This window comes from Peribacillus faecalis (assembly GCF_014712675.1).
Lineage (GTDB): Bacteria > Bacillota > Bacilli > Bacillales > DSM-1321 > Bacillus_AD > Bacillus_AD faecalis.
Map to the genome: position 1 here is coordinate 56,025 of NZ_JACXSI010000012.1, position 19,356 is coordinate 75,380.

Annotated in this window: 12 protein-coding genes; 3 read left to right on the forward strand and 9 right to left on the reverse strand. The window is 35.8% G+C overall.

Annotation, left to right across the window (positions count from 1 at the left end; all coding sequences use genetic code 11):
* Positions 1-11 precede the first annotated feature (11 nt).
* The 8 genes from IEO70_RS06055 to IEO70_RS06090 form a co-directional block, all read right to left on the reverse strand.
* Positions 12-2,786, reverse strand: a complete 2,775-nt coding sequence (locus tag IEO70_RS06055) for a DNA methyltransferase (RefSeq protein WP_190997468.1) — start codon at positions 2,784-2,786, stop codon at positions 12-14.
* A gap of 15 nt (positions 2,787-2,801) precedes the next feature.
* Positions 2,802-6,500 carry a DUF6079 family protein gene (locus IEO70_RS06060; RefSeq protein WP_190997469.1) on the reverse strand — a complete coding sequence of 1,233 codons (3,699 nt, stop codon included), beginning with the start codon at positions 6,498-6,500 and terminating at the stop codon, positions 2,802-2,804.
* A 16-nt stretch (positions 6,501-6,516) separates the two neighbouring features.
* The gene (gene brxF / locus IEO70_RS06065) at positions 6,517-6,954 is read right to left on the reverse strand and encodes a BREX-3 system P-loop-containing protein BrxF (protein WP_190997470.1); all 438 of its coding nucleotides are present in this window, start codon (positions 6,952-6,954) and stop codon (positions 6,517-6,519) included.
* Positions 6,955-6,998: 44 nt separating this feature from the next.
* Complete coding sequence (gene drmB, locus IEO70_RS06070) at positions 6,999-8,711, reverse strand: DUF1998 domain-containing protein (RefSeq protein ID WP_190997471.1); 1,713 nt, start codon at positions 8,709-8,711, stop codon at positions 6,999-7,001.
* A complete protein-coding gene (gene drmA, locus IEO70_RS06075) occupies positions 8,704-11,865 on the reverse strand; it encodes a DISARM system helicase DrmA (protein ID WP_190997472.1) in 3,162 nt (1,053 codons plus the stop codon). The genes drmB and drmA overlap by 8 nt, the downstream gene beginning before the upstream one ends.
* A gap of 224 nt (positions 11,866-12,089) precedes the next feature.
* A complete protein-coding gene (locus tag IEO70_RS06080) occupies positions 12,090-14,501 on the reverse strand; it encodes a DEAD/DEAH box helicase family protein (protein WP_190997473.1) in 2,412 nt (803 codons plus the stop codon).
* On the reverse strand, positions 14,494-14,820 hold the full coding sequence (locus IEO70_RS06085) for a nucleoside triphosphate pyrophosphohydrolase (RefSeq protein ID WP_190997474.1): 327 nt from the start codon (positions 14,818-14,820) through the stop codon (positions 14,494-14,496). Before IEO70_RS06085 ends, IEO70_RS06080 begins: the two co-directional genes overlap by 8 nt.
* Positions 14,821-15,169: 349 nt before the next feature.
* Positions 15,170-15,661 carry a competence protein ComK gene (locus tag IEO70_RS06090; RefSeq protein WP_190997475.1) on the reverse strand — a complete coding sequence of 164 codons (492 nt, stop codon included), beginning with the start codon at positions 15,659-15,661 and terminating at the stop codon, positions 15,170-15,172.
* A 326-nt stretch (positions 15,662-15,987) separates the two neighbouring features.
* On the opposite strand from IEO70_RS06090, the gene IEO70_RS06095 reads away from it, so the two are divergent.
* Together IEO70_RS06095 and IEO70_RS06100 are read left to right on the forward strand one after the other, a co-directional pair.
* On the forward strand, positions 15,988-17,439 hold the full coding sequence (locus IEO70_RS06095) for a carbon starvation CstA family protein (protein ID WP_190997476.1): 1,452 nt from the start codon (positions 15,988-15,990) through the stop codon (positions 17,437-17,439).
* A 147-nt stretch (positions 17,440-17,586) separates the two neighbouring features.
* Positions 17,587-18,207, forward strand: coding sequence for an HAD family hydrolase (locus tag IEO70_RS06100; RefSeq protein ID WP_190997477.1), 621 nt, complete (start codon positions 17,587-17,589; stop codon positions 18,205-18,207).
* 53 nt (positions 18,208-18,260) lie between these two features.
* Here IEO70_RS06100 and IEO70_RS06105 read toward each other — a convergent pair whose 3' ends face one another.
* Entirely contained in the window at positions 18,261-18,692 is a 432-nt protein-coding gene (locus IEO70_RS06105) for a general stress protein (protein WP_190997478.1), read from the reverse strand.
* A gap of 186 nt (positions 18,693-18,878) precedes the next feature.
* Here IEO70_RS06105 and IEO70_RS06110 point away from each other — a divergent pair, with 186 nt between their 5' ends.
* Positions 18,879-19,316 (forward strand): hypothetical protein, encoded by a 438-nt coding sequence (locus IEO70_RS06110; RefSeq protein ID WP_190997479.1) that lies wholly within the window; start codon positions 18,879-18,881, stop codon positions 19,314-19,316.
* Positions 19,317-19,356: the final 40 nt, after the last annotated feature.

The window sequence follows — 19,356 nt, forward strand, 5'->3', positions numbered from 1 at the left end:
AGAATCACCTACTATAATCCCAGTCGTATACAAGCATTATCATAATACATCAATAACTTGTCATCTTCTTGAATAACACTCTCCGGTAAACGGTCTCCTACTTTTACAATTTTCTCAAAATCTTTTTCACTATATGCTTTCTTAAAACCAGCTCGTATTGCTTCTGTACGGAACATTTTAAGTTTTTTCTTATTATTCGCTAATTCTTCAATATAACTATCAAATTCTCGCAATAAAGCCTTTTCACGCAATTTTTCTAAATCGGCTTGTTTATTAGGGTCCGGCACATACCAACGGTTCATTGCTTTTTCTATTATTGCTGGATCTGTTGCTTCTAAACCTCGTAAGTCTTTATAGTTTTTATGCAAATAAGTAACTATTTGATTTGGTACAGAACCATCACCCTCGTAGCGTAAGAAGTTTTGAAATAATAAGTCATCCAACTCTGGAAGCTGCTCATGTTTTGCTATATGCTGTATTTCTTTCATAAAGTTCGGATGAATATCTTGACGCGTTTGTGGTTTCTTTAATAATTGCTGACGTATCCATTCAATCGCACTGTTTTCATCTGATACGAATAAACTCATTTGTGAGAATTCTTTTACTAAAATACGTTTTTTATCATACTCTGCCACTTGGCTTTCTAAAAATGCCATCCCATCTCGCATTGGAAAACGTTGTTCTACTCCATATTGAAATTCTGCAGATGAAACAGGAACGTTCAAACCATTTTGAACATAGTAAGCAACCATACTATCAAAAAGGATACGAGGTGTTCTTTCAATAATAAATTCTGCTTGACCTCTTGAACCTATGAAAATAGGTAACTTTTCTAAGTGTTGTCTTACAAATGTCCAAGCTGATTCAGTTGTATTCTGTTCTTGTATAATCTTTTGCACACTTTCTTGAGTAGGTTTATATGCAGTTATAACTAAATCCTTTTTGACAGCTGTCATAGAAGTAACTGCTTTAAAACTCCCTTGTTTTTTATCTAACGCTGCGACATTCGCTACAACAAAACCAGCTTTTTTCAAAGCTTCCTGAATGGAATTCCAAACACTTGCTTGCGAGTTACTAAATTCAACTGTTATCCAATGACCAGGTTTTAATACTCTATAAAATTCTCTAAAACAATCCTCCATTAGATGTTGATAATCTGCTAAACCTTTCTTTTGTACGTTATTCACTATAGCTTCTTTATCATTATTTGTATAAACCTTAATCCACGATTCCCAAAGAAAATTTAATTCTGAATACATTAAATTGGATCCAAAAGGCGGATCAGTGAATATATAATCTATAGAGTTATCTCTAATACTTAGTTCAGTAGTTGAATTAGTTGATATAATTGTATTTCCTTTAGGTATATAAACATTTTTAATATCATTTAGCTTTCTTCTAAATTGATTAAAGGGATTATTTTCTTGAGGTGTGGAACAAACATATAAAGTACCTGAAGTAGCTCCTCCCTTTCCACTCGTTCTCCATCTATATAAAAAAGTTAAATTAGTTAAACATGCTGTAAATAAAAATTTAGCTAAGTCTTTATTTTCTTTTAGTTCCCTAATTTTCTTGTATATGGCACCTAAAATAATATTATTCCTCATAGACAACAAATGATGAACATGAGTATAACCATGGCTTTTCTTTGGTTGTTCAGTATTATGTCCTTCAGGAATCTTAGATACAGGAAAATCGTATGATTTCAAGTACTCATTGACTTTTGTTAGTCTCTCTAGGTCCTTTTCATCAACTTTTTTGTTATACCTAGACCCTTTATAGGTATAGTTTATAATTATTGGTTTAGTTTCTAACTTTGTTATTATTTTATTTAGCAGTACATCATTTATAGTTATTAATTTTTTATCTAAATTTCTTTTAGTTAGAGTTGCATTACAAGATTTACAAGGAAATTTTTCTCTTGTCTTATTATTTTCCAAATCTACCGCATGATCCCAATATATTACTTCTTCTAAGCAATTAGGGCAGGTAAATATGTCACTCCAAATCACATAATTTATTTTACCTATCTCAGTATTAGAATGATTCGTTTCAAACATCCATCCAAGTTCTCTTTCAACATTATCAATTAATTTTGTTAATTCATTATAAAAACTTAATGAATCGAATGGTTGATTATAGTTTTTAGTTATAAAAGTTGCTATTGGTGAGAGATCATTTAGAATTACATTTCTTAATCCAATTTTCGAAATTTCATTTCCAGAATCGTCTTGCACTATATTATTATCCACTTTATAATTTAGTTCTTTAACTTCCTCTGTACAATCACAAAATCTTGAAGCTACGCCTGTCATACCAGTCCCAGAGTATCCATCTAATACAATGTCACCTGGATTAGTATAGTGGAGTAGATACCTCATTATCGCTCTATGCGGTACTTTAGTATGATAGGAATGCCCCATATATATAGGATGGTTTTTACCTTCACTAACATTTGATGCGAATGGAACTCTATAATAAGTTTCATTTAAATCTCTATTATATTTATCTTTTTTATCCTTCTCCCACTCATCAATAAAATCATTAATCCAAGGATTAGGACAAGCTGTATAATATGGAGGATCAGATAAGGCAATAATATCCTCATCTTCTCCAATAGGAAATCCTTCTATTTCTTTTAGTTCTGGCAGTTTTTTTCTTAGTTCATTTCTAAAATATTCCCTGCGTTCATCATCATTGTTAAATGTTATCCCTAAGCAGACAACGGTCCCGTTGTCTGCCTTTTGAGATTCATCTAGTAGAGTAAGTTGTTCGTTGTTTCCCATAAATTCTTCCCCCTATTACTTTTGAATGATTAGACGTACACGATTCTTCTCATTTGCACCAATCATTTGTTTAATCAATCGATTAAAATTAGCAGTAGCATCATCTACAGATATTGGATTACCTTCCCCAAGCACTTTTAATACTTCATCCATATTAACCGGCACTTTGTGTATTCCTTGTAAAACCGTATTAATGGCTGTAATTAAAGTCGGTGAAACCGGTAAAGACAATGTTTTACTATTAATAAATTCATCAATTAATTTTCTTTGTTCACCGTCTAATAACTCAATGCTTTCTTTCACTATTGGATCGTTAAAATTGGTTAAAAGCGTATCAATCCAACTAGTGTATATTTCATCTAATTTTTCATCCAATTCTTTTAGAGATATTTTCAAGTGGTTGATTTCTTCTTTTGGATTGTAACTACAATTTGGACATATAACAGAATGATTAAGTTTATCTGCCGTTAAGTTATAACAATCCTTCAAAGATTTAACGGTATTTTTCCATTCATCGAAAACACCGCTTGGTAAAAACGAAATTTCTCTTGCTAGCAATTGTAACGCAACATAACGATTATCTTGTAAGAGTTGATTTTTCTTTTGGTTCTCACTTGCATTCAGTCGGGCATTTGAATGCAATTTCATATAATGATCAATGTATTGCTTTTTCAGCTGTTCTAATTCATGGATTTCATTGATACAATCTTCATCATGCTTCAAAGCAATGCTTAAATTGTCTAATGCTACCTCTACTTCGTTAATCCAAGTCTGATTGGGAGATGAAACAAATTTTGCTCTATTCACATAATCAGCCACTTTGGAAAATTCAGTAATCTTATGTTGCAATTTTTCTAGTTGGTTCACTAAAGAAAGATGTTCCATCTCTTTTTCTATCCGGCTGACATCAAATTTTAAATGTACCATTTTAGCTCGACTATTGTATACTTGAAGAGTTTGTAAGAACTCACTTAAACTTTGCAACTTCTGTATTTTATCTTGCTTTTCTTGCTCATTAAATAATTGTCCATCCCAAATCACAAAATTATCTCTTACATAATTGATTATTTCGATTGTCTTACTTGTAGCTTTAGTTGCTTCAGATATAATTTGTTTAATTGAAAAATCAACTGAACCAGGATTTGTGAAATCAGCATTTGCTACATCAAACATTTTAATCAATGACTGTACAGCAGGAATATTTAACCCTGTTGGCTTCTTAATATGACTAAAGTATGTTAAATCAGTAATTGGCAATTTACAAAATTCAGGATAATTCATCGCTTCATATGTTTTCCCATTAACCGTTACAACAATCTCACCTGTTTGGATTAAAGCCCCTAAAACAATGACTAGCAATTCTGGCTCCATATTAAAGTTTTTAGTCAGGCGTTGATCTTCTGAACCATGGACAGTGTTGATCACTTCAATAAGCTCATTTTGATTTAAGACTTGCCCTTGTTCTTTCTGGTTCAATAATTGCATTACCCATTTTGCATAACCCGAATCATTAGTGTTTATATGTCCATTCTTATCAAGTAAGACCAAACCTGTTAAAACGGCAGCACCTTGATTGGTTTTCTTGCCATTAATATAATCAAGAGCATCCTTAACATACGTATTCATATTATTCTTAGTCAATAATGACTTTTCTAACTTTCGAAACGAAGGATAGTCACTATACTTTTGTTCAAACCATTGCGATAACAAATCAGATGAAACAGAATCTATGACCTCTAATAAAGAATCAGGATTGCTCGGCAAGAAGAAACCATGTTCTAAAACATTTGCTGTTTTCCCTTTGTATACGATTTCAAAAACATCTACAAATTGTTCTTTTAATAATTTGACTAGCTCCTTGCGATAGTCATCTCTTTTTGGTTTATACAACTGCTTATTCGTTGTCGTATCGTTATACATTAAGCTGGCGCCACCGTATAAGCGAAGTATACGGATGAAATCTTCGTTTTTATGCTTTAAACGGAAAAATACTTCATCTTCTCTTTCTTCATCTTTAAACTTCGGCTCTTCAAATGGCTGTAACATGTAAATATAAAAATCACGTTCCGGTTGTGCTGTGGATCGCTCATTTGGTGCTCCAAAGAATAAATACCCTTGTCTTTTCACACGACGACTTTCCCATGGTAATTCATGCAGCCATATTTTGTAATTTGTCACATATGTTGTTTCAGCTACTTCAGTTGCTTGTTTTAATACTTCAAAATAAAATCGATCTAGTTGATTATTAGCTAAGCCTTCTCCACGCTCTTCAATCAATTCATCTACTGCTGTTACTTTTTGAATGTCAATATAATACTGTCCATTATCCTCATTCACCGATAAGAACTGATAGCTGGCAGCTAATCTTACATCTTTCAAGACAGAATCAATGAATGTTTTCAAGAAATCAGCGGCCTCATCATCCATCTCTAAAAGCATCGGATTACTAATGAACAATTTATCTCTTAAAAGTTCAGATGATAACCCAATTGGCGTTTTTATATCATCAGTTGTTAAACGATAAACAGCCAAAGCATCTACCAATTTATTAGCGACAGCTTTATATGGACGTTTAACACTGTTTTGTATACAACTTTTTAATGTTTCCACTTTTTCTAATATTAATTTGACGTTATCTTTAGTACGGAAAGACGAATCACCTTCTATAAACTTCCAATAACCATCAAAAGAAATCATACCCGTAGATTCTTCAGGTACTTCCTTATTTAACAATTGTTTAATTTCTTTACTTATAGTTTGTAAAACTACACGTCTTTCCGCAATATTTACTTTTTCGAATGTTTCTAAATAAGCTGGATGAATCGGATACATATTCACGTAAGTCTCTAAATCTTCACTTAATCCATTATATAATTTTGTGAATTTCTTCAAATGCTCCCTAATGAGGTCTTTTTGCTCGTCATTTTTAGTTAATAAACGCTCTGAAACAACATATGCTATATCTTCTCTAACAATACGAACTTCATTAAAACGTTGTTTAACACGAGCAAGCGAATCTGCAACAAATTGAAACTTTGGATTTTCAAATAGCATTTCTTGGATACCTGAAATAAAACGGAAACGTGTTTTGGAGCATACTTCACCGACTTCACGTAAAAAGCCTAAATCTAGCGTTAATTCCATTTCATTTCGACCACGTAAATAATCTAATAACTCGTCAATAACCAATAATAGCCCTTTTCCAGGATACTGCTCGTCAAATAACTCCATCATTTCATAGAACATGTCTTTATTATTCGTTACCGTATCAATTCCTGGGAATGTATAATCTACTCCCATTTTTGATAAGCCTCTTTCTAGCTCTTTACATATAATATCTCTAAGAGGCATTGTAACCGCACCAAATTCAGCACGAATAACTTTAAATTTCCCTTCGATTTCCTTCGATTTCTCAGCTACATCTTTATTTTTTATGTAACTACTAGCTCCATCTAATTCAGCAATAGTAGAAATAACACTCATTAAGTGTGATTTACCAGTTCCGTAATTACCAACAATCAATAAACCTTTATTATCCACCCAACGGTCAAATTGTATGCTTTCGATGATTTCATGTGTTATTTTTTCTGCCATACTATCAGAAATTACATACGAATTTAGCAATGATATAGCGTAGTCCTTATCATTTGCGTCTTTTAATTGAACAACAGATTCTACTGCTTCAAATGCTATTAAATCTCCATAACGTACCATTAAAATCCACTCCCTGTTAATAAATAACTTTTCCCTCAAAATTGGTACAAATAAAATGTTCAGGGTGACCACTTTCTGCATAGCATAAGGAGTTATGCTTATATTCCCCTGGCCAATGAACAATCAAGCAATATTGCTTACTAATATTTTCGAATAATCGTATCGGATTAACTTCTAAACTTTTATCAAACAAAATCTCGATATGTTGAAGACAATAAATCTTGTCTTTATCCTTACAAAAAGACCTAACATATTCCTCTACATATAGAGGATATTCTCTAATAGAAAGCATTAATAATTTTTCACTTAATAAGAAGTTTAGATTAATTGTTTCAAATTCAAGCTGCTTACTCTCCAATACCTGTTCAATGTTCACTTCTTTACATAGAAAGATCAGTTTATGATATTGATCATGCAAATCTTTTATTTCTCCCAGTAAATCGCCCGTATTCATTTTTATCATCCCTTAGCATGCATATATATGAATTATCAATCAATTTATACATTGAAAAATGGCAACTCTTCAAACCCTAATAATGAAACTAACGTACGGCGATCAAGCAATTGATTATTCCATTCGCAAGAAGTCTCGGACACGTATAAGCATGCATGACATGCCGCTCCATTAACAGAAGTCTGTAAATCAAAATCACCATCAGAACAATGCGGATCAGATGAGCAATGCTCCATTCTTTCCAAAGCGCGAACAAAGATTGGATATAACTTCTCTGGCTTCGTTAATTCAATTAGACCTCCTAGACTCCCTTCTGAATCTGAAGAAGCTGTATAGATTAAAACGCCCATCATTCCTGGACCGCAATATAGCCTTTCTCGAAGTGAAGTGGTAGAGTATCCAGAATGAGCAGCAAATTCTTTCATTAACATATGAGAAAAGGAATGAATTAATATATCCTTAGATGAAAGATCCCTAGAGCTATAACCTAATTCTTCTCTCTTTCGGTTGTATTTCAGAATGATATTCTGCAACTGTTCCTGTATGGTTTGATTGGATTGCCATCCATTTATTTTATTTGGGTTGAACTCAAAAAATACTCCTTCACCATGAACAAGAGCTCCTGGTAACCAAGGTTGTTTTCTCTCCATGATAGATATAGCTTGTATATCTTCTTCAAAAAAAGGGTCAGGATACTGCAACCTTGTAAATCCATGTAAGACTCTTACTTCCCTTAATCGATCGACACGCGTAATCTTCTTAAAATAAGGCTTTAAGTCATCATGCACCATTACGTCCTTGCTGATAAACCCTGTTGTTTCTTGATCATTCACATTACCTATGGTTAAAGTGGACCATTCTTGTTTTCTAATTGAATCATAGGTTACCATTTGTTCGTTAACATAATAACTCATAATTTTTTCATAATCAGATTCATCCCTGCCAAGAGCCGAACATATAACCATCTTCTTCATATTTTCATCAAAATTCATTGAATTTAGTAAGTTCGAGATAATTTCTCTCTTACTGTCAACAAGGAACATCAAATCATCTTCCTGTGAAGAACTTAAAGGAATCGATAAGACACTTGTGATTAGTGGTGTATAAACATTAGAAGCTGCTCGTAAACTAGTCACCATTTTACCGTCACAACTTTCAGAATCACCTATCCATGGTCGATTACCATTACAAGACGGCACGTACTTTTCTAGTTCTGATTCTTTAAAAATATTTGCTAGATTGTTTTCTTCTCCACATTTTACACATTTGATCTTGATATCTGATAAAGAACCTGCAGAACCTTTGGACTTATATTTTAATACTGGTTTCCCACTACTACATGTTTTCCCTTTATGCACCCAATCAATCCAAGGAAAATCACTCAAATGACCTTTTTCACACACCAGTATAAAACGAGCTGGAAACAACTTTACTTCTTTCTCTTCATTTTTGTAGCAATAGTAACACTTTCTGCTTGCATACATATCCATCATGCCGCAGGAAGGACATATTCTCCATTTTGGAAAAGGTTTTGCCCCCACTTTTATTCTATCTTCTCCTTCACTAACTAATCTTATATAGTCTATATTCAGCATTCTTTCTAATCTGGTTTCATGATATCGATTCTCTCTAGGTATATACCATTTATCTGCCGGGGTGATTACCACACTATCTTCTAATAGATCCACGATAGCACCAGGACCATAATACTGTAATAATTGAGACGGACGAAGTTTGCCTATTTCTGTATTATTCATAGTTTCTTTCCTCCACTATCCGTATCTCCCCTTCAACATTTCTCAATGAATGTAAAGCAGATTTGGCATCACAATCACTTGTTTTTTCTTTAAATCCTTTTAAAATATGCTTTACTCTTCCCTGTTTTGGGTTATATTTATAACTCAACTTTTCTTCATGCTCTGCTCGATTTTCCCACCATTTATATATTTCAAGAACTGCTGTAGCTATTTCTTCATAATCTACTTCACTAGTTAAAGAAGCACGTTTAGCAATGAAATCCAAAATTTCTTCCGTTATACTATTTTCTCTAAAATTTATTGCTCCTGTCTCTTTCCTTAAATAAGCATCCGTCTGTCTAATCATTCCTACAACTAGACCTGTTAGCCCTCTATCTATACTTCCTCGAGCAAATGAAGTCACGCTTGTTGGCTCAACATAACGATACATCGCTTCATGGAAAGACTTGAATCTTTCAAAATGCGATAAATCTCTTGATCTCATAGAATTAAATAATGTAATTACTAATCCTGGGTATTTACGTCCAACTCTACTAGTAGCCTGAATATATTCAGATGAAGTTTTAGGCTGCCCATGCACAACCATTACACCCAATCTATCTACATCGACACCTACTGAAATCATATTAGTAGCTAAAACGATATCAAGAGCATTTTCATTGTACTTAGATTCCATTGCACTTAACACTTGTGGTATTTCAGCCGCTTTTTTTCTGGAAGTTAATTCTTCATGTATTAACGTATCGATTTTCTTATTATCCCTAGAGAGCATTTTTAAACGTATAGGTATCTCATCTTGAATCTTGGTGGCTGTTCCTGATAACTCTTTAACAGTATTAAAATATCCTAGCACAGTCCAATAAGGATCTATCGAATCATCATACATCTCTATATTTCTTACAATAGCCAATAAAGCAGCATAGGTTTGAACGGTGTGGATGGCACTACTTACCCCTGGTGAACAAACTCCCATATAAAAGCGTCCCGGTTTCTCCTCAAAAGGAACTTCATATGAAAAGTAATTATCTCTTGCATCCATTACCGGAACAGGAAATTGTGATACTTTTCTTCCATATAGACGCTGCACTTGTTCATCTGCACCTCTTATTGTGGCAGTAGAAGCTATAATTTTAGGACCATAACCATCATATTGACATAAATAATCCACTGCTAACTCATATAATCCAGTAAGAGAACCTAATGGACCGCTAATTAAATGTAATTCATCTTGAATAATTAGTTCTGGAGGGATTAATCTATCTATCTCAGTTGTTTCAACCCTTTGCTTATTTACTATTCGATAACAAGGGTGATCCATGTTATTTACAAATCCTTCAATTGGATCGTAATGTGTTTTCATACCAAATAACTCACAAAAGCGCTTATTCCATGCAATTTGAGCTATTTTATCAACTGTTCCTATCACTATTGATGGTACGAAATTATAAATGACTTCATCCACCGTATAAGCTGGTATTCCACCATTGCTAGAAAAATAACATTCCCTATTACTACACATAATTCTTTGGCTATGGTCATCAAAGTGATAATCATTCGCTGTTAACTGTGATCCACACCAAGGACAATGCTGTAATTGCATAGGATTTCCTTTTTTGACTTCATTTCCATCCTTAATTTGTTGCAACTTTTCTTTTGCATCTTCAATATAGTTGGGAGTTGAATCTTGTCCTATCCATAAACCAATAGAGAAAGGCTCTATTCCCCATTTGTTTGGATTTTGTTTTCTTACATACTCTGCAGCACATATCATAGCAGTAGCACGCTGAAATTGCTGAGTTGTCAATAATCTTAATGTATACCTCATAAAAACAGTAACACCAGCATACGTTTCTCTCTGATAAGCTACTCCATTTAATCTTCTTAAACCCATAAGATATGCTGCCACACCTAAATATGCTTCCGTTTTCCCTCCACCAGTTGGAAACCATAATAAATCAACAACATTTCGATCTTCATGGCTACGATCACTCACTCCATCTATATTCATTAAGATAAAAACTAATTGAAACAATCTCCAGGAGCCATCAAACACTGGTTTAAGTCTCTTACCACTCGAACGGAATTCCAATGCACTTCTTGACTGTCCTTGTTGAATAGCCATAACTTTATTAGCAAATTGAAAAGCTTGATAATTCTTATCGTCTGTAACAACTGCATGAATACCATTTTCAATTCTAGCTATTATATGTGCTACATTCTGCAGATTCTTATCAACAATACAATGTAAATGTTGAGGTACATGCTCGTATCTATTTTTTTGTTTATCAACCCAATGTTTGTATGAATACACAATTAAAGATAAATTACTTTTCAATGTACTTTGGCTCATCCCAGCCAAATCCACCATAGATGTATTTAGTCCTTCAATCGTCCGATGTTCAACAATAGGTACCTCGGTATGTGGTAACCAAGTTGTTTCTAATAAACATTTATTATCAATAAAGCTGTAATTAACACCTACACCATGACCTATAGCAAATTCATTAACGTGACGGTATAATAACTCATCTCCTAGATTCCATTGATCTGCTTGTGAGCTGAACTTTATGATGGCTTCTTTCGCTACTTCTATTCTTATCTTCGTTTGAAACATAACCTCACTTTGGAGCGGATAACTATTCCTCCTATATCCATTTAACAAATAAAAGCTAACATGAAAAGTTCCATTTCTTTCTTTAACTTTACAACGCAATATACCTGGTTCTTCAAGTTGCCACTCTTTTGTTTCGGGAATTATACCTTCCAAAGAAAAATCTATTTGTTTTCGCTGATACTTTTCTTCATCATACATGCCCCAGGATACATTCACATTCATTGGAACTAGCTTATTTAAACGAAAGCTATACCCCATAGAAGAAGCACGAAATGGATTCTGATTAATAATTAATTCATCAACGCTTTCTGTATCCATTAATTCTTTTGTTTGAATGTCAAATTCCTCTTCATTTACCACTTCTGTAGTAGAGCCAAAAGGAACTAATTTACCAGTTAAATATAGAGACATAGGATTAGTCTTTCTACTTAATACTTCATCTTCCTCTATCGGACCAATGATAAACTTTTCAAATTGGTTTATGATATTCGTTCTTTGATTTAAATAAGTATTACGCTTTATATTTGATGATTGATTCATACTTTCAATCTCCTTTTTGCGTGTCTTAAACTAATTATATTGTACTATTTTCATATTATTAAATATATAGAATAAACCGAATATTAAAACGAAATTCCCATTTCTCTTTACTGAAATTATGTTTTTAACAATTATTCAACTCCAAAATAGAAGCAGGATCCAAAATGGATTCCTGCTTCTATTTTTAATATAAACTAACCTAAATTAGATTTAGAAATAATGTGCTAATACTTCTTCCGCTCAAAAAACCAATGCAAACGAAACTCACAAATCTGCTTAGTAAAATCAAACAAAATAGCCTTATCTTCTTCCGTAACATCAAACAAAACAGAAAACACACCGTTCTCTAACCCAACAAGCCCTTTCGAATCTCCACTCCACTTCTCCATCGGCATTGTACGTATCTTGTTCGCTACTTTTTTCTCGTTATAATCCCAAAGCGCTTGCGAAGATTTGTCGCTGAAATCGATCTTTTTGCGATAATCTTTTTCCATTAAGTACTGATGGAAGAAAGATGCTGCCTCTGTATCAGATATTGGCTTCATCCAATTATCGGCACCGCGTTCAAGCATAGCCAGCAATAGCACCATTTTATAGCTCTTCGTCATTCCTGTCCGTTCTACCTCATAAAACCATTCATCATAACGTTGGAAAACTTCTTGCTCTTTGTCAGTCAACTCCCCTGCCCATAGCAGAAAAGCAAAGTACGATTTAAACTCTTGTTTGAACATTAAACTGTCCTCTGACCCACGCATATGCATTTCCAAATAAGTCGGTCTTCTGCCAAGCTCCCTCTTCACTTGCTCGTAGCTGTTCTTCAACATCTCCTTGCGAGGCTTACGTTTCTTCGACAGTTCCTCGATTAATTGCTTCGCCTCTACATCAAGTTCTACAACACAGCCCTCCGGCAATATTGGCTTGCTTCCGACTTTTTTCTTTTTCGTTTCAGGCAAATAAAACATTGACTGCTTAATGTCTGCATTACGATAGTTGGCAATTAAGTCGATAATCACGCAATGTGTTTTTCCTTCCGCAAGACGCAGACCGCGGCCTATTTGCTGGGTAAATACCGTTAATGATTCTGTTGGGCGGGCGAACAATAATGTATCGACAGTCGGAATATCGACGCCTTCATTGAACAAGTCAACTGTCATAATGCAATCCAATGTGCCGTCCGCCAGTTGTCCGATTGCTTTGTTACGAGCAATGTTAGACTTTGAATGCAAACTGACTGCCTCTACACCATGTTTTTTGAAGTAGCTTGCTAGAAAGTCTGCCTGGACAATGCTTGAACAAAAAACGATTGTGCGTGTTTGACGATGCTTTAGCCACGCATTGAAAATCGTTTGTGCCACACTATCCTTCAATTGGGCAATCGCCAACTCCTCGGCATCATAACGTTGGCCGAGCCAGCGAATTTGTGAATAGTCGGTATCATCATAAACACCATAATAATGAAATGGAGACAGCCATTGTTTTTGGATTGCTTCAATAAAGTCAATTCGGTAGGCGACATTTCCGTCGCAGATTGCGTATATATCGCGGTAATCATTTCGGTCAGGCGTCGCTGTAATGCCGAGCAAAAATTGCGGTCGGAAATAGTGCAATACCTTTTGATACGTATTGGCTGCTGCATGATGGAATTCATCGACAATAATTAAATCGAAATCCTCTGGATCAAAAATCTCCAAGTGTCGCTTACGGCTCAATGTTTGGATTGAAGCAAAAATCACTTCCGCATCAGGATTTTTTTGCTTTCCATTATAAATACCTGTCGTCTTATCACTAATTACTCGTTTGAACGATGACTCTGCTTGATGCAGTATTTCCTCTAAATGCGCAATAAATAGGATTCGCTTAAAATGTTTGGCGAAAAAAGCTGCTAAATATGTTTTCCCAAGCCCGGTCGCCATCACAACCATTGCTTTGTCATAACCTTCTTCACGGCTATTTTCTAGCTCGGCTAATGCATCAATTTGCGCAAAGCGCGGTGAAATAAATGTATATGGCGCTGGCGGATCAGCGACTTCCTCTGGCTGAACCTGTTCGACCGGCAGCGTCATTTCCAATTCCTCGCGTTTAGTCCATGTTCTTGCTAAATTCGGATTTTTCTGATGAAAACTGTCATATTTAAACTTGTATTGCTTCAATGTTTCGGGATTAAGCGAAACAGTAGAGTCATGGTAAAAGACTTTCAAAAACTCTGAAACTACTTGTTCATACACTGATTCCTCAACACTCTCCTGCATTGAGATATTCCATTCGACACCAGCAGTCAGTGCTGATTTTGAAAGATTGGAGGAGCCGATAATAAAGCGCCCATCATCCTCATTTTCAAAAATATAAGCTTTGGGATGAAAGGATATCCCTTCACTTCTCCAAAGACGCAGCTCTATTGACGGATGAATCAATAACAAACGTTCCAATGCTTTAGGCTGCGTAATATATAAATAATCTCCTGTAACGACTTTAATTTCTGCACCGCGTTCAGCCGCTTCCTTCAATAGCGGCTCCAGCAGTTTCACTCCGGAGTCCATCACAAAAGATGTCAGTATGTAACATGATTTTGCCTCGCGAATGCTTTCTTCAAGCTTCGCGAGCAAATCATGGGTAATGAGTTGGACTGGACTACTCATCCTTAACCTCAATCAAATAAATCTTCTCTTCAAAACCGCCGCGTTTAGCAGCTTTTTCTTTTCGTACTTCTTCTAGCTTCTCCGGAGTAGAACCATGGCAATAAGTTAAAGCTTGAATGATTTCCAAAAGATCAGCTAATTCTTCTACAGCTTCTTCATCTGTAGTAGCTTCCAAATATTCGTTTAGCTCTTCCTTGCTTTTGATTTTCAGCTCTTTCACGTACTCCTCTTCATCTAAAATACGAGTAAAGAATTCCTTGCCTGTTTTTTCAATAATTTGCGGGATCAAGTCGCGCACTAGTTTGTTATGTACCGGCATGTCAGCACACCCTTTCAAGTTTGTCATTACCTTTAGTATAGAAAAATGAAAAGCATTTTTAAAGGAATTCAGCGAAACTTTAGTCGTATGTGTAATTTCCCAGAACAAAAGCGCAAGCGTCCCGTTTAGCACCGTATGAACTGGAGGCCGCCGACCAAGATAAAGGAAACACGAAGAACGACAGTGATTCGATGTTGACTTATCGAAGGGAGGTTGCCGAAGGGCAATAGGTGCTGGGCGCTGGAGCTAGACGTCAATACAATTTCTTCAATTTATACGCAATGTAGATTTTAATATTTTTTAAAACATTATAAAAACCATAGGCAACAATCGCCTATGGCTGTCTTGTTTACCGAATATCCAGCGGCCTGTTTCTGAGGAACTGCCAGAGAATCGGCGGGATGTGGTGGTAGAGCTGGACTTGGGCTCGTTCTACTTGTTTGTCATATGTATGTTTGGAGCAATTGATTTCGAGTGTTTCACCGTTAACGAAGGTGAGTGTTGGCATCGGGTCTTCACTTACTGAGATGACGTGCCTTGGGTTAATCCAGATGGTGTCGATTGAGGTTGGCGACATAGTCGGGATGAAGTAAATGCCGTTAAAAGCACAGATGATGATTGGCGGTTTTACTTTGTGATTATACTTGACGGCGCTAATTTTCTTTTTCGCCTCAAAGGTGGTGTTTCGTTCGAGACACGCTTCATTAATAAGAGAGTAATTGGTTTGAGTGCTGTAATACGTGCCTTTGACATCATAGATGATGCTTTCATAATGCATCACGCGTGCGTACTTAAATGCCATCGTCGCTTCATTTAATGCATACTGATTTTGGACTTTCAAAACTTCCACTCCTTCTTATTTAATTTTTCCACCTTTGTGATTAGCTTGGCAGATTGCGAAAACAGACAAATAGTCCTTTTTTACAAAGCCACCTCTATTATAACCATACTTTCATACCATTATTTTACATGATGTGACAAGATTTTTACGATATTGTGAAAGTATTATATTTCGTTGTTTTATAACAGATATACACTCTTTTAAACTAATTTTTAATGATTTTAACAACAACATCAACTTAATTACTATGTTTTTATTAAAATTTCAGACAAATTAGTAAATTTTCTGTTATAATACAACTACTTACATAAAAGGGGGAAAAACACTTGTATACGTTTCTAGGTGGAATTGCACTTTTAATTATTGGTTATTTTACTTACGGAAAGTTTGTAGAGCGAGTATTCGGCGTGAAGGAATCTCGTGCGACACCAGCTTATGTGAATGCGGACGGTGTCGATTATGTGCCAATGAGCACGAAGAAGAATTCATTGATTCAGCTTCTGAATATTGCTGGGACAGGTCCAGTATTCGGTCCGATTATGGGAGCGCTTTACGGACCAGTAGCGTTCATTTGGATCGTTGTAGGCTGTATTTTTGCCGGTGCTGTTCATGATTACTTAACAGGGATGATCTCCATCCGTAACCGCGGCGCTCATTTACCAGAGCTTGCGAGCCGCTTTTTAGGAAAAGTAATGAAGCATGTCGTAAACGCTTTCGCAGTACTTCTATTATTATTAGTCGGTACAGTATTCGTTTCTACTCCTGCTAGTCTTCTTCATGTCGTGATGGACGGCAAAGTGGCACTTACGATCATTATCGTTGCAATTTTTGCATATTATATTTTAGCTACATTATTACCGGTAGATAAAATCATTGGACGCCTGTATCCGTATTTCGGCGCTCTATTATTAATTAGCGCAGCTGGTGTCGGTATTGGCTTAGTCGTGACAGGCGCGGATATTCCTGAATTGACTTTGGAAAATTTCCACCCTGCTAACGCACCAATTTTACCATTATTATTCTTTACGATTTCTTGTGGAGCTTTATCTGGTTTCCACGCAACACAAACGCCGATCATTTCTCGTACGACAAAAAATGAAAAAGAAGGACGTAAAATTTTCTACGGCATGATGATCGCAGAAGGTGTCATCGCAATGATTTGGGCAGCTGCAGCAATGAGCATGTTCAACGGGTCAACTGGTTTGAACGAAATTTTAGCAAATGGAGGTCCTGGTGCTATCGTTCAAGAAGCATCTACGACGTTGCTTGGCGCAATCGGCGGAACACTAGCTGTACTTGGGGTTGTTGTATTGCCGATTACTTCCGGAGACACTGCTTTCCGAAGCGCACGTATGATTATCGCAGAGTACTTCAACATCGCCCAAAAGAAATTGTCAAGCCGTCTATGGATTGCGATTCCGTTATTCGCAATCTCAGCTGTTCTAACGCAAGTTGATTTTAACGTTTTATGGCGCTATTTCAACTGGGCCAACCAATCAACAGCCGTTATTGCCCTATTCGTCGGTGCAATGTACTTATATATCGCGAAGAAAAATTACTGGATCCCACTTATTCCGGGTTCATTCATGCTCATCATGGTTATTACCTACATTTTGAACGCGCAAATCGGCTTTGGACTTTCGTGGACCACGGCTTGGATTGGCGGTTTCGTCGGTGCAGCGATCCTGATTACGATTTTCTTCATCGCTGCCCGCAAAGCGCGCGCCAATAACTTGCCGCTGGATGAGGATGTCTCGCATTACAAAAAGATTGCCTAACAGAAAGCTGTTAGTCGCCTTAAAACCCCGCTGAAACAAACTTCAGCGGGGTTTTTCCGTAATTTAGCAATAACCCGTCAGAATCTATCTTCATTTCAAACGTTATAATAGAGAATATATACATAAAGACTACTAGGAGTGAACAGCATGATAAAAAACATACTATTTGATTTTGACGGCGTCATTATCGATTCAATGCCGCTTAAAACAGAAGGATTCAGAAGGATATTTAGTGATTTCGATCCGGAGGCTGTACAAAAAATATTGGATTACAATAATTTGAATGGAGGGTTATCGAGATACGTTAAAATCCGCTACTTCTTTGAAGAGATTTTATCCGCTCCGATCGAGGAAGATGAAGTGCTGCGTTATGCAGATAAGTTTTCTGCAATGATGAAGCAAGAACTGACGAACAAAGAGTTGCTTGTCGATGAAGTTATCAATTTTCTTAAAAATAATCACGAGAAATATCGTTTACATATCGTTTCCGGTGCAGATGAAAAAGAACTGCAATACTTATGCAAAGAGCTTGGTGTAGATTCGTATTTTCTGTCTATCCACGGCTCTCCGACACATAAAAATGACCTCGTGAAGCAATTATTAACTGAGCATAATTACGATCCGTCAGAAACGATTTTAATAGGCGATTCAATTAATGACCATGAAGCAGCCGAAGTAAACGCGATCGGATTCTACGGATATAACAACCCTGATTTAAAAGCATTAACATCCAATTATTTAAACCATATTGACGACCTTCCCCTATGAAATATGCTAATGGCGGTAATACATAAGCTATGTATTGCCGCCATCTCTCTTCTTTATAAAAATTTTGTATGTATCCGTGTTGCCGGTGTCCCTTCAAAGTTCTCATCCAACAGTTCCTCATGCAACGTATCTTCAAAAACGAGCATTTTTCCAGGTAGAATGAATATAAAAATATTCCCCGCTTTCAGTTGTTCATAATACACTTCCGCTTCCTTTTCAGAAACATCCAATAGCTGCTGCACTTCCTCTACATTCGCTTCTTGATCGGTCTTCAAGAAAATAACGGCCTTCAAACGATCGAGGAAATCTTTCTGATCATCCAACGTTTCATATCGCAGCCCGCCATTCACTTCTTCTAATATACGTTCCTCCGTATCGGCGACAATAATGAGTTCGTCTTCTTTATACCCTTGCTGTTTCAATTTCTGCACTTGCTCTGCTACTTCTTGACGCTCTTTAAATGGACCAAAAATTCCTCCGTTCATACCGTACACTCCTTTGCATCAGTTACTAACATTATTCCCAGTTTGTTTTGGAAAAACCAGCACCTATCATTTTGGAATAATAAGAAAAAACACCATTCTTGTGATACCATTAAATGGAGATGCTTCCTTCCACTAATGGGATTGTTAGCGAAAGACAGGCATAGATGAGCATTAGGGGGGCTTTGTTTGAGCAATAAAATCAAACTAGGGGAAATTGTTATCGCTTTAAGGAGAAAACTATTAACTGCTATTATAAGTAGTTTATTATTTGCTCTTTTTTTTACAATACTTGCACTATTTTTTACAACACCTGCTAGGTTTGATGGGGATCTTTTTTTTACTTTGTATTATTTAAACTTAATGATTGTCATTACTTTCGGAGTTCTTGTTTCCCTCTTTAGTGACTTTCTTAGCAAGGAAATGTCTAAAAAAACTTATACTCGTGAAATCATATCTTTCATATTTCATTGTGCAGGAGGAGCACCATTAAAAGCACTCGGTCTTGTTTCTGCTATCTTATTCTTTATTGTTGACCGCATACTAAAGAAGGTGAAGGTTGGATGGCTTTCAGTGATCATAGCGTTATTTATAGTGGTGCTTGTATTTATCATTATGATTCAATAACGAGATTTGATTATGGAACTATGAGGATTAAATAAGCACT

Coding starts and splice junctions, on each gene's coding strand:
- IEO70_RS06055 (WP_190997468.1), bottom strand. CDS start 2,786: ATGGGAAACAACGAACAACTTACTCTACTAGATGAATCTCAAAAGGCA.
- IEO70_RS06060 (WP_190997469.1), bottom strand. CDS start 6,500: ATGGTACGTTATGGAGATTTAATAGCATTTGAAGCAGTAGAATCTGTT.
- brxF (WP_190997470.1), bottom strand. CDS start 6,954: ATGAATACGGGCGATTTACTGGGAGAAATAAAAGATTTGCATGATCAA.
- drmB (WP_190997471.1), bottom strand. CDS start 8,711: ATGAATAATACAGAAATAGGCAAACTTCGTCCGTCTCAATTATTACAG.
- drmA (WP_190997472.1), bottom strand. CDS start 11,865: ATGAATCAATCATCAAATATAAAGCGTAATACTTATTTAAATCAAAGA.
- IEO70_RS06080 (WP_190997473.1), bottom strand. CDS start 14,501: ATGAGTAGTCCAGTCCAACTCATTACCCATGATTTGCTCGCGAAGCTT.
- IEO70_RS06085 (WP_190997474.1), bottom strand. CDS start 14,820: ATGCCGGTACATAACAAACTAGTGCGCGACTTGATCCCGCAAATTATT.
- IEO70_RS06100 (WP_190997477.1), top strand. CDS start 17,587: ATGATAAAAAACATACTATTTGATTTTGACGGCGTCATTATCGATTCA.
- IEO70_RS06105 (WP_190997478.1), bottom strand. CDS start 18,692: ATGAACGGAGGAATTTTTGGTCCATTTAAAGAGCGTCAAGAAGTAGCA.